This window comes from Paenibacillus daejeonensis DSM 15491, from assembly GCF_000378385.1.
GTDB lineage: Bacteria > Bacillota > Bacilli > Paenibacillales > Paenibacillaceae > Paenibacillus_D > Paenibacillus_D daejeonensis.
In genome coordinates, this window is sequence record NZ_KB899660.1 from 741146 (window position 1) to 754356 (window position 13211).

The 13211-nt window shown below is 52.1% G+C and carries 16 protein-coding genes; 4 read left to right on the forward strand and 12 right to left on the reverse strand.

Annotated features, from left to right (window positions below):
• Positions 1 to 121: 121 nt before the first annotated feature.
• The 4 genes from F556_RS0110365 to F556_RS0110380 all read right to left on the reverse strand — a co-directional run bounded on the left by F556_RS0110365 (position 122) and on the right by F556_RS0110380 (position 2276).
• A complete protein-coding gene (locus F556_RS0110365) occupies positions 122 to 592 on the reverse strand; it encodes a VOC family protein (protein WP_020616877.1) in 471 nt (156 codons plus the stop codon).
• Between the two features lie 135 nt (positions 593 to 727).
• The gene (locus F556_RS0110370) at positions 728 to 1276 is read right to left on the reverse strand and encodes a GNAT family N-acetyltransferase (protein WP_020616878.1); all 549 of its coding nucleotides are present in this window, start codon (positions 1274 to 1276) and stop codon (positions 728 to 730) included.
• A 4-nt stretch (positions 1277 to 1280) separates the two neighbouring features.
• Positions 1281 to 1727, reverse strand: coding sequence for a hypothetical protein (locus F556_RS0110375; RefSeq protein ID WP_020616879.1), 447 nt, complete (start codon positions 1725 to 1727; stop codon positions 1281 to 1283).
• A 78-nt stretch (positions 1728 to 1805) separates the two neighbouring features.
• The gene (locus tag F556_RS0110380) at positions 1806 to 2276 is read right to left on the reverse strand and encodes a GyrI-like domain-containing protein (protein ID WP_020616880.1); all 471 of its coding nucleotides are present in this window, start codon (positions 2274 to 2276) and stop codon (positions 1806 to 1808) included.
• Positions 2277 to 2477: 201 nt separating this feature from the next.
• Between F556_RS0110380 and F556_RS0110385 the strand changes: the two genes are divergently transcribed.
• A complete protein-coding gene (locus F556_RS0110385; RefSeq protein WP_342663300.1) occupies positions 2478 to 3098 on the forward strand; it encodes a TraX family protein in 621 nt (206 codons plus the stop codon).
• 18 nt (positions 3099 to 3116) lie between these two features.
• Here the strand turns inward: F556_RS0110385 and F556_RS0110390 are convergent, their stop codons facing one another.
• The 3 genes from F556_RS0110390 to F556_RS33675 all read right to left on the reverse strand — a co-directional run bounded on the left by F556_RS0110390 (position 3117) and on the right by F556_RS33675 (position 7001).
• Positions 3117 to 5267: a DNA topoisomerase III gene (locus F556_RS0110390; RefSeq protein WP_020616882.1), complete on the reverse strand. Its 2151-nt coding sequence runs from the start codon at positions 5265 to 5267 to the stop codon at positions 3117 to 3119.
• 101 nt (positions 5268 to 5368) lie between these two features.
• Positions 5369 to 6043 (reverse strand): SOS response-associated peptidase, encoded by a 675-nt coding sequence (locus tag F556_RS33670; RefSeq protein WP_020616883.1) that lies wholly within the window; start codon positions 6041 to 6043, stop codon positions 5369 to 5371.
• 76 nt (positions 6044 to 6119) lie between these two features.
• A complete protein-coding gene (locus F556_RS33675) occupies positions 6120 to 7001 on the reverse strand; it encodes a M15 family metallopeptidase (protein WP_020616884.1) in 882 nt (293 codons plus the stop codon).
• A gap of 210 nt (positions 7002 to 7211) precedes the next feature.
• Between F556_RS33675 and F556_RS0110405 the strand changes: the two genes are divergently transcribed.
• A complete protein-coding gene (locus F556_RS0110405; RefSeq protein ID WP_020616885.1) occupies positions 7212 to 7559 on the forward strand; it encodes a DUF2512 family protein in 348 nt (115 codons plus the stop codon).
• A 29-nt stretch (positions 7560 to 7588) separates the two neighbouring features.
• Positions 7589 to 8476 (forward strand): alpha/beta fold hydrolase, encoded by an 888-nt coding sequence (locus F556_RS33680; RefSeq protein ID WP_020616886.1) that lies wholly within the window; start codon positions 7589 to 7591, stop codon positions 8474 to 8476.
• A gap of 18 nt (positions 8477 to 8494) precedes the next feature.
• Here F556_RS33680 and hisA read toward each other — a convergent pair whose 3' ends face one another.
• Both hisA and F556_RS0110420 read right to left on the reverse strand, forming a co-directional pair.
• Positions 8495 to 9256 carry a phosphoribosylformimino-5-aminoimidazole carboxamide ribotide isomerase gene (hisA, locus tag F556_RS0110415; protein WP_020616887.1) on the reverse strand — a complete coding sequence of 254 codons (762 nt, stop codon included), beginning with the start codon at positions 9254 to 9256 and terminating at the stop codon, positions 8495 to 8497.
• Positions 9257 to 9309: 53 nt separating this feature from the next.
• Positions 9310 to 9741 (reverse strand): disulfide oxidoreductase, encoded by a 432-nt coding sequence (locus F556_RS0110420; protein WP_020616888.1) that lies wholly within the window; start codon positions 9739 to 9741, stop codon positions 9310 to 9312.
• Positions 9742 to 9903: 162 nt separating this feature from the next.
• On the opposite strand from F556_RS0110420, the gene F556_RS0110425 reads away from it, so the two are divergent.
• A complete protein-coding gene (locus F556_RS0110425) occupies positions 9904 to 10266 on the forward strand; it encodes a c-type cytochrome (protein ID WP_020616889.1) in 363 nt (120 codons plus the stop codon).
• 76 nt (positions 10267 to 10342) lie between these two features.
• Here F556_RS0110425 and F556_RS0110430 read toward each other — a convergent pair whose 3' ends face one another.
• The 3 genes from F556_RS0110430 to F556_RS0110440 all read right to left on the reverse strand — a co-directional run bounded on the left by F556_RS0110430 (position 10343) and on the right by F556_RS0110440 (position 13192).
• Positions 10343 to 11950: a copper amine oxidase N-terminal domain-containing protein gene (locus tag F556_RS0110430; RefSeq protein ID WP_020616890.1), complete on the reverse strand. Its 1608-nt coding sequence runs from the start codon at positions 11948 to 11950 to the stop codon at positions 10343 to 10345.
• An 85-nt stretch (positions 11951 to 12035) separates the two neighbouring features.
• The gene (locus tag F556_RS0110435; RefSeq protein WP_020616891.1) at positions 12036 to 12797 is read right to left on the reverse strand and encodes a DUF4184 family protein; all 762 of its coding nucleotides are present in this window, start codon (positions 12795 to 12797) and stop codon (positions 12036 to 12038) included.
• Positions 12797 to 13192: a GNAT family N-acetyltransferase gene (locus F556_RS0110440; protein WP_020616892.1), complete on the reverse strand. Its 396-nt coding sequence runs from the start codon at positions 13190 to 13192 to the stop codon at positions 12797 to 12799. The genes F556_RS0110435 and F556_RS0110440 overlap by 1 nt, the downstream gene beginning before the upstream one ends.
• Between the last annotated feature and the right edge of the window lie 19 nt (positions 13193 to 13211).

Sequence of the window (13211 nt, forward strand, 5' to 3'; positions counted from 1 at the left end):
CAGCCGATTGACAGAGCCAAGGGCACAGGTTGACTGCTAGTGGCAGACGAAACGGACGGATCGCGCAGGTACCTGTGCGATCCGTCCGTTTCGTGCGGGTATGCTTATATGGAGACCAAAATCATATCTGCGAGCCGGCTTGGGTCTCTTCATTGGTTGTGTATTCTTCCGCCTGATTCACACAAATCAGGTGGCTGTCGGGATCAAGGAACTTGAGGTATCCCCCAGCTGGAGGTGTGAAATATGGCTTCTCGATAATTCTGACACCTGCCGCAGAGAGTCTCTCATGCAGGGCAGTAATATTCTTGGAGTGCAGTTCCAGCGCATGAATCGGCTGGCCGTCGATTTCCCACTGCGTAGGTTTCAAATGTCCGGCATCGGTCACGAGCAAGTGCAGGGTGGGCCCGGCGCCACGTCCGTCTTCTCCGCCGCCATTCCTGACACGCAAGAACCGGTTTTTATCAAGCTCCGACTGTGGATTCTCCTCTACAAACCCAAGCAAATCCTTGTAAAAGGACAGCGACTTGGCGAGATCGGCCACTGGCAGCTGAATCAAGGTATAACCGTCAATATCCGCTTCGTAATGGTTCATGGGATAAGCCCCCTTCGTAGGTATGATGAGCAAGCTCTGAATAGCTAGTCTGATGCCTGATCGCGGCATCCTTCTCTCTCATATACCCCGGCATAAGGCCTCTGAACCCCGTGTCAGCTGGCTTGCCACTCGCATTTACGGCAACAATTGTTCATATTCATGCCGCAGCAGGGACATGAGCACAAGATCCGTGTATCTTCCCTTGCGATAATGGCGATCGCGCAAGCGGCCTTCCTCACGGAAGCCGCAGTGCCGGTAGCAGGCAAGCGCCGCGGCGTTGTCTTCATGGACTTCGAGCTGCAGTCGATGAAGATTCAGCTCGTGAAAGACGAATTGCTGCAGAATGCCGATGGCCTCGCGGCCGTAGCCTCTGCCATGGTCCGCAGGATTGCCGATCACAATCCCCATCTCAGCCATACGATTCTTCCAATCAATCTCGAACAAGTCGATCTGACCAATGTACTCCTCGCTGTCCCGATGAGCGATAATAAATCCCCGGTGCCCTCCCTCGCTGTCCATAACGCGCTGTACAAACATCTCGGTCTCTTGCAGGCTATGCGGATACAAGAATACGTCGGACAGGCAATGGGCAATGACGGGATTATTCACCCAGGCCCTCATGTAGGGCACATCCTGCAATCTGTATTCGCGAAGCATAATTCGGGCTCCGTACAAATAAGGCATTCACTTATCTCCTTCCACGCCTTCTCCTTAAGAGAAGGCTTCCGTACCCTCCAAGCACAACCCCATACGCCACATGTCCGGCAAGCCACCACGCCAGACCAACATAATCATCGGTGGCCGGGGTTCGCACTGAGACCATTGTAAGTGGCAGCCAAGTGACAGAGGTTATGAGCCCTAAGGCGATACCGACCAGCCAGGGGCGGCCGCGCCAGCTGATATAAGCAATGTATAGCCAGCCCAGAGGGAGCGCCACCAGCAGATGCATGGCGAATTCGACCCACTCCGGCATATTCGCAGGCAGCCACTTGATGAAGTCAACATTAAGCAGCAGCGTATAGACGAGTTGGCCATTCCATCCCTCGATCAGCTTCAGCATCAGGCCGAGCAACACACCTGAGACCACGCCGGCCATCGTGCCATGAAGCGCGATCTGTTGCCATCTGTATCCCATAACCCATCTCCTGTCGCAACCAGATAAGAGATAGAAAAAAAGAGCCTGTATCAGCTCTTAGGTTCTCCAGTATCTGGACTATGATGTCTCGGGGAGAGAGCTTTCCTTGATCGGAATCAAGATCTCCACCGGCTCTTCTTCCAAGTGCTCGTCAATATAAAAAACTTCGATGGTGACTGCATTGTCGTCTTTTATCAAATCGTTGTCTGCCATCCAGGCGGCAATCTGCTCATAGCCCTCGCCCATTCGCTCATTGGTGCATGTGACCATGGCATACGTGTGCTCCGGGACCGTAAACTGGACCATTCCTTCCGGAATCTCCTCCAGGTGATTGACCTCGTAGCAGGTCCAATACGTAGCAAATACTTCATTACCGTGGAACGGACTGTACAAGGCAGGCGACTTTACAGGGTTGTTCAATTCGTGTTTTCTGGCCAGAAATTCACTCTGCAGCCGAATGGCTTGCTCAGGCAGCGTAGAGTAGGGGCCGGAATAGCTAATACCTACCAGATTTAATGAAGGCTTGTTCACCAGCATGCAATTGTCCATAGCGGTTTCCTCCAATTATCAGTATGGATTCGGCTTGGCTTGAACGCTGTCTGTGTACTCCTAGCCATTGTACTAATATATTTACCCAAGCTGCAACATTTTCATGAGAATTTGTCCGGCTTGTCCTTTTCTTGGGCCTGCGATTATACTGGGGGTAACCATTACACGCGAAAGGCGTTGCTGCCCATGCAAATTGTCGCCATGCTAACCATGCTTATCGACCATGTCGGTCTAGTTTTTTTCCCAGGCGACCCGCTCTGGCGGATCATTGGCCGGTTGGCCTTCCCGCTCTACACCTATGCCCTCGTGCTGGGATTCTTTCACACGTCCAATATGAAACGGTATATGCTCCGGCTAACCGTCATCGCTGTGATCTCGCAGATTCCTTACCAGTGGGCGCTGCACTCCGACGATATCAATGTCGTTGGCACGTTGCTGGTCAGCCTGCTGGCTCTGGTCGCTATGCAGCGTTGGTCCCACCCGGCCCTTATGGTATTGATCGGCTGTCTGGCAGCCTACTTGCTGGAGACACTGAATTTCAACTACGGGTATTACGGGCTGGCACTGGTCCTTATCTATCGCTATAGCCAGTCGCATATGCAGCTGCTGTTGCATTTCCTGCTCAATCTCTCCACCTTGTTCGCCAAGTTCTGGGAGACCCAGCTGTACAGTATTTTCGCTACCGCGTTTCTAGTCTATTGGCCAGCCTTTTATCGTGCTTTCGATCGTATTCCAATGCCACGATGGGTGTGGCGAAGCTTTTACCCCGGTCATCTTGTGCTGCTCGGGGTCGCACAGTTCCTCATTCCGAATGGGCTATAAGCCCTTTAATCTATCCCTTTACTTGTTATCTTTTTGCTCCAGCGCTGCTTTCAGCGCATCACCGAGACTAGAGCCCAGGCTGACATTGTCACTGTATTGCTGAACCATCCGCTCCTGTTGCTGGCGGTTTTTACGTCCGCCGCCACCGCTCCGTTCCCCGTCCAGCTTCTCTACAAAGTTGCACGGCCTGCATTGCGCATACTTGCCCGCTTTCCCATTGTGGATCTCCATCTTCTTGCGGCATTGCGGGCATCGCTTGTTAGAGAGCGCAGGTTCTGCCGCCCGCCGGTAACCACATTCCCGATCCGAGCAGACAAGGGTCTTCCCGCGCTTGCTCTTCACTTCCATGAGCGGCTTGCTGCATTCAGGACACCGCGAATGGGTCAGGTTATGCGGTTTGTATTCCTTGGTTTCAACTTTGACCTCGCCAACCCATTTGGCCGCCTGCTCCCGAATTCCCTTCATGAACCGGCCGCGGTCACCTTTGCCCCTCGCGATGCGCTCGAGCTCCCGCTCCCACTCTGCCGTGAGCTCGGGACTACGCAGCTCATCCACGACAAGCTCGATTAACTGCTTGCCCTTGCCGGTCGGTACCATCCGGCCCCGCACCCGTTCAATCGTATCCGTGTTGAGCAGCTTCTCGATAATATCCGCCCGCGTCGCAGGTGTGCCCAGGGAGTGCTTTTCCATAATGGAGAGCAGGGCAGATTCCGTATATTTGGGCGGTGGCTGTGTCCGCAGCTCCTTGGCCTTGGCACTCTTGATGGGAAGCTTCTGACCCATCCGAAGCGCTGGCAGCAGCTGCTGGGGCTCCGCTTGCTTCGTCTCCCCTTCTTCATCCTCGTCATCGCTCATTGTGTCTGAGCCATAGACTTCCTTCCAGCCCAGATCCGTCTGTACTCGTCCCCGGGCATAGAGTGCATCCTCACCCGCTCGCAGTACGACACTCGTCTCATCATAGCGGTAGACCGGATAGAACAGGGCAATGAAACGCTTGACGATCAGATCGTACAGCTTGCGCTCTTCGTTGCTCAGGGCACCCAGCTGCACATACTGCTCCGTAGGGATGATGGCATGGTGGTCTGTAACCTTGCTGTCATCCACAATCCGGCGGGTGATGTTTAACGGATGCCGCAGCGCTTTCCTGGCAAGCGCGGCATACGGCCCAACAGCGACACTTTCCAGTCTGCCTTTGAGCGTAGGAGCCATGTCTGAGGTTAGATAGCGTGAATCCGTCCGAGGGTACGTCACCAGTTTATGCTGCTCGTAGAGCCGCTGCAGTACATTGGATGTCTGCTTGGCGGAGAAGCCGAGACGTTTGCTTGCATCCCGCTGGAGCTCCGTCAAGTCGTAGGCGAGCGGCTGGGGCTCCGACTTGCCTGTCGTTTTCAGTTTCTCAACGCGCGCAGATTTGGCATTCAGGCGGTTGGCAATCGCCTCCGCGTTCGCCTTGTCCCAGAGTCTGCCGTCATGGCCTTCCTGCTGTCGATAAGAACCCTGAAAGGTACCCAGATCACCGCTAACCGTCCAATAGGGCTGGGGCTGGAAGCTGTCGATCTCCTGCTCCCGCTTCATGAGAAGAGACAACGTCGGTGTCTGCACTCTGCCAGCCGCCAGCTGCGCATTGTACTTCACCGTCAACGCACGCGTCATATTGAGCCCGATCAGCCAGTCCGCTTCGGCCCTGCAGACGGCGGAGGCATAGAGATTATCATAGTCCCGTCCCGGTTTGAGCGCTCGAAAACCCTCTTTGATTGCTTTGTCAGTTTGAGAGGAAATCCACAACCGTTTAAACGGTTTTTTCCAATGCACCAGCTCCATAATCCAGCGCGCAACAAGCTCACCCTCGCGCCCGGCGTCGGTGGCGATGATTAGCTCCTTGATATCCTGCCGTTTGCACAGCTGGGCCACGCCTCGAAATTGCTGCGAGGTTTCTTTCATTACCTTAAGATTCATTTTGGGAGGCAAGAGCGGCAAGTCCTCCAGTGTCCAGCTTTTATACTTGTTATCATAATCCTCCGGCTCGGCCAGGGTAACTAGATGACCCAGCGCCCAAGTGACGACATATTGGTTACCTTCAAAATGGTGCCGCTGCTTTTGCCCGCAGCCCAGCACACGTGCCAACTCCTTGGCAACACTAGGCTTCTCAGCCAATACCAATGATTTCATAATAAAAAGACCCCACTTCCATAGATGAACATGCTTGTCCACCATTATCCATGGAAGTAGGGATGCTTGTCAAAGCCGATTAGCGGTTCGGATCAATCCTTCTATCGTTTGACGGTTAATGTGCCTGGGTCATAATGGACGATGCAATCCGGGGTTTCCAACTCATCCAATTGGAGGCGAGGATTGACTGGGTAGCTGTCCATTCGGGATGCGGCATAAGGATAGATCCGGCTATTCCAGAGACTGAGATCTGTCGTGTCAGAATCCAGCCACAGGTCCATGTCCTCGCGATCCAGGATGACAGGCATGCGCTCGGTATACTCGGACACAACGCGATTGGACATGGTCGTGATAATCGTGAAGGTCCGGTGCTGCATCCCGCGTGGGTCCACTCTGGTCTCGTACAAGCCAGCCATGCCAAAAACCGGCTGATCCCGCAACACGATTCGTACAGAGCTGCTATTCTTCCCCTCCGTTCGGGTGCTGTAGAAACCACTGCATGGGATAATGCAACGTTGACGCTTTAAGATGCGTTCAAAGATTTTCTTGCCGCTAACGGAATCATAATCCGCATTGACGGAATCTCGGGCCCAATACGGAAACAGTCCCCATCTGGAATCAACCAGGCTGCGTTCGCGGCGGCTGGAGATAATGATGGGGAGCTGTTGTAATGGAGATATGTTATACCGCTGTCGGTACGACGTCAGCATTTTGGTAATGCCGAAGGTTTCTTGGAGCTGGACGATATCTGCTGTCAGGGAAAAGCGTTCGCACATGGAGATCAGCCACCTTTTTTAACTCCATTATCCGCAGCTTTTGCCATCTTATGCATGACAACGTCAATTCCAAGACTCAGGCCTTCAGAAAAGTCTCCAGAATAAAATCCTTGCCCACAATCCGCTTCGCAGCATCTACACCCACAAAACGCAAATGCCAAGGCTCATAATCATAGCCGGTCTCTTCTTCCCTGCCCTCCGCATAACGAATAATAAATCCAAACTCCTGCGCGTGCTCTTTCAGCCACTTGCCTTCCTCGGTCTGGCCAAATTTCTTGACGAGGTCATAGTTCACGCTGGCACTTGAGACATCCATCGCCAGGCCGCTCTGGTGCTCGCTCTGGCCTGGATAGGCACTGGTCCGATTGGCCTCCTCCGCCCCCTTAAGCTCGGCGTTACGGTTGAATATAGCCTCTTGGGTTGCATAAGAGCGATAGCCTGACACTGCCTTTAGCTCTATTCCCTCTGCCTTGGCTTGGTTGAACAACCGCTCCAGCGCCTTGGCCGCAGGCTTGCGGAGCTGCTTCTTCGGATGGTCTCCAGCGAAGGAGAACGGCACATTAGGAATGACAAGATCGGGCGGGATATAGTCTGCTGGAAGATGTCGCTCTTTGTTGACAAGAACAAGCATACTGGTCACATTAGTCACGGTAACTCGACCCTCCACCTCACGTACATTGGTGTCCGGGCGATTAGCTTCAATCATAGCTGCCAGGGCGTTCTCCAGCATCATTTTAGGATCAAGCTGTGCTGCGGCAACCGGCGTTAGTGGGACAAGTGTGTTGTCCGCAGGCTTACTTGGTGCTATACCAATCGGAGCTTGTCCGCTAGGAATGATAGATGTTTCTGAGGATGCCTGTTTGATAAGCCAGTGATCCAGTGGTGTTTCAGCCAGCGCCAGGTAGCCAGTGCAGACCAGGGTTACTAAGGCTCCTGCACAGGTTTTTGAGAATTTCATAGGCCTTTGCCTCCTAATCTAGTTGTCTTAGATAGAGTATAGGGCTGTGATATCTCGCAATCGTCTCTACTTGTTTCGGACTTGTAAACACGCCTTGCCAATCTATCTATGAATACCCTTCCACATTTGCTCTGAACATTAGAAATGCATAAAGGTCATCATCAGGAGGGACGCTAAGGAAAAATTTCAGCGAAAGGAAGTGCATACATCATGTTCAAATTTTTGTTGAAATGGATTGTAAATGGAACGATCATCGTCGCCTTTCTGATGTATTACTCCAATACGACATTCATGATGTCAGCAGTCATCGCAACCGGACTTACCCTCCTTGCCTATCTGATCGGTGACCAAGTGATCTTGCGGTTAACGAATAACGGATTTGCTGCTGTGTGTGACGCCTTGTTGGCGATTGTCTATTTTGGTATCCTGTCTTACGCCATGGATTTACGGATTTATGCAGGGGAGATCATTTTTCTTGCTGTGCTGATTGGCGTTGTGGAATGGGTGCTGCATCGATATGTATTCAATGATCCGATGAGAAGCATTGCCGGCTCCTAGAGTTGGATCTCGGGAAGGAGTGGTTGTCTGTGCCCTACGCCACTGTTAACGGAGGAACCCTGTACTACACAAGTACCGGAGAAGGAGTGCCAATTGTCTTTATCCATCCTCCCTTGCTGACAAGTGCGGTGTTTGCCTATCAGCAGCGTCTCCTTGCATCCAATCATCGGGTTATCACCTTCGATATTCGCGGTCACGGGAGGAGCGCCCCCTCCGACCAGCCCTTAACCTACCGTTTAATCGTAGAAGATATCCGGCAATTGATGGCTCACCTGGAGATTAGCAAGGTTGTTGTAGCGGGTTATTCGACTGGTGGATCGATTGCCCTGGAGGCGCTGCTGACCCATCCCGAGCTTTTTGTGGGCGGTATTCTGATCAGCGCCATGTCGGAGACAAGCGATATCTATCTTCGCAGCCGAATCCGACTAGCGATCGGCCTGACCATCTGGCGACCCTTGCAACGGCTGCTTCGCCTGGGGATGACCTGGGGGAATGCAGATAACCGGACTACTTTTCATAATCTGCGGCTTACTACGAGAACCTCTTCCCAGCGCAGTATCAGACAATTGTTCGCTTATAGTCTTCATTATCGATGTACCGAGAGGTTGCCCGAAATCCAGGCCCCCGTCTTGCTTATGTATGGTGGAAAAGATCGAAGTTTCAAAAGGTACCGTCACATCCTTCGCCATGGACTCCCAAATAACCAGACGGTTATTCTTCACTCCGAGAAGCATCAGCTCCCGACAAAAGCGGGCCTCCAAACCAACGATGTCATCCGGCGCTGGATGGCGAGACTCGTCAGCAAGAATGGCTTGGCGTTGTCATCAGCAGTTCAAGGATTAGAATATCCGGCGAAGGCGTTGGTGGCCGCTCAGGATATACCAGGAGCTGAAAATGAAAACCGCGCTTCCCCATAAGAGGAGCGCGGTTTTCAATTACGCCAGCCGACGATTGTATGCAACAACCTCGTCATATGACAGTTCGCCACCAAAAATATCTAGTGCGCTCCCGATCGTAATATCCAGTTTACCTGCTGTCAGTTGGCGAAAATGCTCAAGATCCTCCAGCGATCGGCATCCCCCCGCATACGTGGTTGGGATTGTGACCCACTCTGCAAGCGAACGGGCAAGGTCCTGCTGTACACCGGAGCGTTTGCCCTCAACATCCACAGCATGAATCAAATATTCATCACAATAGTCCGCCAGTTGGCTCAGGTGCTGCTCATCCACCGAGAAGCTGCTGAATACTGTCCACTGCTTGGTGACAACATACCAGCCGTCATCCTTGGCCTTGCAGCTCAGATCAATAACGATCCGATCCTTGCCGACCTCAGATACCAGACGCTGGAGGTTGCGTTCGTTGAGCTCGCCGCCTTCAAACAGGTAGGAGGTTACAATGATATGTGTAGCCCCCTGCTCCAGATAGTGCGCGGCGTTGTCTGCGGTGATTCCGCCACCAATCTGGAGGCCGCCAGGATATGCCCGCAGCGCTTCAACTGCTGCCTGTTCGTTGCCGCCCCCGAGCATGATGACATGGCCTCCCCGCAGCTCATCACGGCGGAACAGGTCCGCATAATGGGCCGATCCCTGCTCGGACACAAAATTTTCGATTATTGGTTTTTCCCCGGTATTTAACGTTTCACCGACGATTTGTTTAACTTTTCCTTGATGCAGATCAATACATGGCCGGAATTGCATGGATTTTATTCAGTCCTTTCACGCGCTAGCAAGTCTTGCTGCTGATGCAAAAATTAGTAGCCGGAACGCTTCTCAAGCTTGTGAACCTGCAGCAGAGCAATTATAATAATGATGAATGCCACAAGGGCAAGCATAGGGATCGTGATGAACCCGAACCAGTTCAGATAATCCTCTGCACAGGAGACAGCACCGCAAGCACTGGCCAGTCCCGAATCCTTCGGCAAATTCTGCAGGAGGATATGGTAGGCAGAAAATCCGGCTCCGATGATTGCAAGAGGCAGCACATAGGGTATAATAACCGAAGAGCTGCGTGCCGTAGCGATGCCTAACAGGAGAACTAACGGGTACATGAAGATGCGCTGATACCAGCATAGACTGCAGGGAACATAATGGAGTACTTCACTCAGGTAGAGACTTCCTAATGTGGCCACGACGGACACAGCCCAGGCCAGGAACAGCCATGAGCCGCTTTTTCTGTATTTCACTTCATCACTCCTTGCTCTCGCATCAACAACTTTATATTCTACATACCCAGGCTGTATCCGGCACGTGTGTACGGCAGGTTGCCAGCAGCAGTTGCATGACGGATCTACTTATGTACTGGAATGTATTGAATAAAATTCTAGCATGAAGAAAGGAGCTTGTATATGCAAAAATGGGCGATGTTCACGGTTTTTTGTCTAGCCGGAATCTTCAGTATCTATCTCATCCTCTTCACTCTTCCATCCAAGGAAGAAGCAGAGCAGGAAGCTGCTTTTGAAGTGCCTGTGCGTGAGATTGATGCAGGGGCTGCTGAGAACTTGCTTAGCCAACAGAATTGTATCGGCTGTCATGGCGGCAACCTGGAAGGCGGCATGGGTCCTGCGTTGGACAAGGTCGGTTCGACGAAGACCAAAGAACAGATCTACCGCATCATTATGAATGGCGGCAACGGAATGCCTGGTTTTGAAGATAAGCTTTCCGAAGATGAGGTTATTAATCTCTCGCTTTACTTAGCCGAATTGCAGTAAGCGCAACAAAGAGACTGTCCGGAATGTCAGTTGATACTGACTTCTGGACAGTCTCTTTTATTTCAATAGATGTGGATTACATCTTCTTGGTCAACCAGATCGACCAGTCGGTCGCGTTGTACTGTACATTCCAACCGAACAGCTCAGCGATAAAGCGTACCGGGACCAATGTGCGTCCGTCTTTGATAATGACGGGCGAGCCGATGTTCTGGCGCATATCGTTCAGCTCCATAAAAGTCTGGTTGATCCAGAACTCCGCAACATCTGAACCGGCAAGGATAATGGTTGCCTTGGTCGCTGCATCCCATTTCACTTCAGCGCCGATTCCCTCAGCAAGATAGCGAAGCGGAATATAGGTTGTTCCGTTCATAATCAATGGGGCAACATCCATGTTCGATTTTGCGCCATTGTTATCCAATTGCTTGCTGCCTACCTTCATCATGACTGTATGCATTTGCGGCTCCGGCTGTGGCGTAGGCGTACCGGTTTGAAACTTGTCTGGCATTTGGTTGACGATGGCTCCTCCAAGCGCTTTGCCTACACCGAACATAAAGGCGTAGCCTTCGCGGAAGGAAGCATAGTATCCTGTATAGTCACGTGCCACATGACGATCAAAGGCTTGCAGGACGAGCTCTTCATGGGCCTTGACGGCACCCGTGGCAGCAGCAGCGGGCAGATTCTGTTCTGTAGCTGCACCAAGGAAGTTGCCGAACTCCGTGGCGAATTTGTCCAGCTTGGCGCGTGCTGCTGCAATGGCAGCCGAATCCCCACTCAATGTAGCCTTAACAATTTCGTCTTGGGCATTGATATGGTCTCCTAACCAGATCTGTTCAAATTGTGCAGCTCCGGCATTTCCATAGATCGAGGCGATAGCTGCTTTGAAATCTGCAGTATTGCCTGCTTCGGCTGTCAGCCATGCTTGGTAGGCGGGTGATCGATCATAACCCAGCTGCATGCTCATGGCTGCAAACGCATAATGCTCAGCTGCCAGGTGATTCAAAGCGCTGCGCAGATCGCCTGCTGGTGTATCCGGCTTGGAGAAATTGAACTTGGTCGGCATTTGTGAAGTGACCGCAGTAGACAAGGCATCACTGATGACAAACATATGCGCTAATCCCTCGCGATAGGTCTTGAAAGCAGAGGCATAATTGCCTGCCACATACTCGTCAAAGACTTTGACAACCTGCTGCTCGTGCAGTCTGACCGCATCCTTGGCAGCCGCAGCTGGCAGCTTGCCTTCGGTTGCTGCGCCCAAGAAGTCCCCGAACTCGACTACGAATTCTTCCAGCTCGGCCTCTGCTGCAGCACGGGCTGTCGCATCATTTGCTTTCTTGGCATTCACAATATCAACAGTGTAATCCGTGTGCCCGCTGAAGATGCGGTCAAACTCAGCTGCACCTTCTGCACCATAAATCGATTCGATCGCAGGAACCATATCCTTTGCATTTTGCTCCAGCGCTTGCTGAGCAGCAGACGCACCTGGGTGATTGCCATACGCTTTGGTCATTGAGCTCACCGCAAGTACATAATGCTCGGATAACAGGTAATCCAGTCCCGCCCGCAATTCAACGGCGGGAGACTCAACCGTAGGCTTTGCCATCGTTGTTGTTGTCTGTGCACCTGCAATTGCCGGGAATAACAGTGACATACTAAGTACGGGAGCTAACATTTTTTTCAGCTTCATCTGATCTCACTCTCCTGATATAAGGTGTGTTGCCCGTTCTGCCTAGTAACACGCCGTACTCAGAAGTTTGGATCACATGGGGCATTTATTTTTTTGTCGAGAAGTAGCGGATCATGGACCATAGGCTTGCTGCGGTTATACCGAAGAGCGTGCCTGAGATCGACGAAACGATAGTCATACCTAAGTAATTGTTACTCTCGCTGAGAAATAGCTTCATCAGGACAGTTGTGACTGTAACAGCTGTGACAATTAGCCCAAAATGGAGTTTGTCCCTTGCAGGCACTCTCGCCTTGCTATGCAGGGGCTTAGTCTGTCGTAGAATACGCATACAGAGGAGTCCGAGCACGATTAGCCCCAGTAGCGATAGGCTGTGCTGCAGCAGCTTGAACAACGGGTAATCCATGACAACACGATGCTGAAGCCACGCGTATCGGACCACAAAATAGCCTCCCTGATGGGTAAAGGCGTCTACAAGTAGATGAGAGCCGAAACCAATTAGCAAAGCAGCAACGAAATGAAAAGGCATCCATAGGTATTGTTTCCCGTGGGGCTGTCCACGGGCTGCAAGCTGTACCGCGCGCCTGTCCAAGTCTTGCCAAGCAGGCAAGTGTCTGGCAAGCTCCCGTTTCACCAGCTGATGAAACAGCAGTCCCAGCAAGATACTAAGCGGCAAAGCTTGCAACCAGAACCCCCGCCAGGTATGGCCAATGGTCGCATAGGGCTCAAGGGCGAGGAAGTATTCAAAATCGGGAGACATGCTGCCTAACACAAGCCCTGTCAGGCTTAAACGCCTCAAAACAAGCTTGGCTGGCAAAGCATAGAGCGGGTGGGCGAATGTAAAAGGCATTAGCGTCCCCTGCTGACAACGTAGGCTCGTTCCGATTTCTCAAAGCCGAGCTGCGGATAATAGGATACCGCCCCAGGAGACGACAAGAGGACTAGTGAGCATTCTTCTCCAATTGCCTGCTGGACCCGGGCAACTAACGCTTTGCCGATTCCCTGCTTCTGATAGGCTTGATCCACAGCGAGATCAGATAAATAGCAGCAATAGGAGTAATCGGTGATCGCTCTCGCTACCCCCACCATTTTATCTCCATCCCAAGCCGTAATCAGTACATCGCAGTGTTCAAGCATACGCCCGATCCGCTCCACATCTTCGTATGGCCGCTTCATGCCCGAAGTCCGGAACACCTCAGCAACATCCTCTGCCCGCTGTGCTTTGTCGTCCTTGTAGTGAATCATGTCATCTTCTCCTTAGCTC

Coding starts and splice junctions, on each gene's coding strand:
- F556_RS0110385 (WP_342663300.1), top strand. CDS start 2,478: ATGCTAACCATGCTTATCGACCATGTCGGTCTAGTTTTTTTCCCAGGC.
- F556_RS33670 (WP_020616883.1), bottom strand. CDS start 6,043: ATGTGCGAACGCTTTTCCCTGACAGCAGATATCGTCCAGCTCCAAGAA.
- F556_RS0110440 (WP_020616892.1), bottom strand. CDS start 13,192: ATGATTCACTACAAGGACGACAAAGCACAGCGGGCAGAGGATGTTGCT.
- F556_RS0110430 (WP_020616890.1), bottom strand. CDS start 11,950: ATGAAGCTGAAAAAAATGTTAGCTCCCGTACTTAGTATGTCACTGTTA.
- F556_RS0110425 (WP_020616889.1), top strand. CDS start 9,904: ATGCAAAAATGGGCGATGTTCACGGTTTTTTGTCTAGCCGGAATCTTC.
- hisA (WP_020616887.1), bottom strand. CDS start 9,256: ATGCAATTCCGGCCATGTATTGATCTGCATCAAGGAAAAGTTAAACAA.
- F556_RS0110380 (WP_020616880.1), bottom strand. CDS start 2,276: ATGGACAATTGCATGCTGGTGAACAAGCCTTCATTAAATCTGGTAGGT.
- F556_RS0110375 (WP_020616879.1), bottom strand. CDS start 1,727: ATGGGATACAGATGGCAACAGATCGCGCTTCATGGCACGATGGCCGGC.
- F556_RS0110405 (WP_020616885.1), top strand. CDS start 7,212: ATGTTCAAATTTTTGTTGAAATGGATTGTAAATGGAACGATCATCGTC.
- F556_RS33675 (WP_020616884.1), bottom strand. CDS start 7,001: ATGAAATTCTCAAAAACCTGTGCAGGAGCCTTAGTAACCCTGGTCTGC.
- F556_RS0110370 (WP_020616878.1), bottom strand. CDS start 1,276: ATGCCTTATTTGTACGGAGCCCGAATTATGCTTCGCGAATACAGATTG.
- F556_RS0110390 (WP_020616882.1), bottom strand. CDS start 5,267: ATGAAATCATTGGTATTGGCTGAGAAGCCTAGTGTTGCCAAGGAGTTG.
- F556_RS0110435 (WP_020616891.1), bottom strand. CDS start 12,797: ATGCCTTTTACATTCGCCCACCCGCTCTATGCTTTGCCAGCCAAGCTT.
- F556_RS0110365 (WP_020616877.1), bottom strand. CDS start 592: ATGAACCATTACGAAGCGGATATTGACGGTTATACCTTGATTCAGCTG.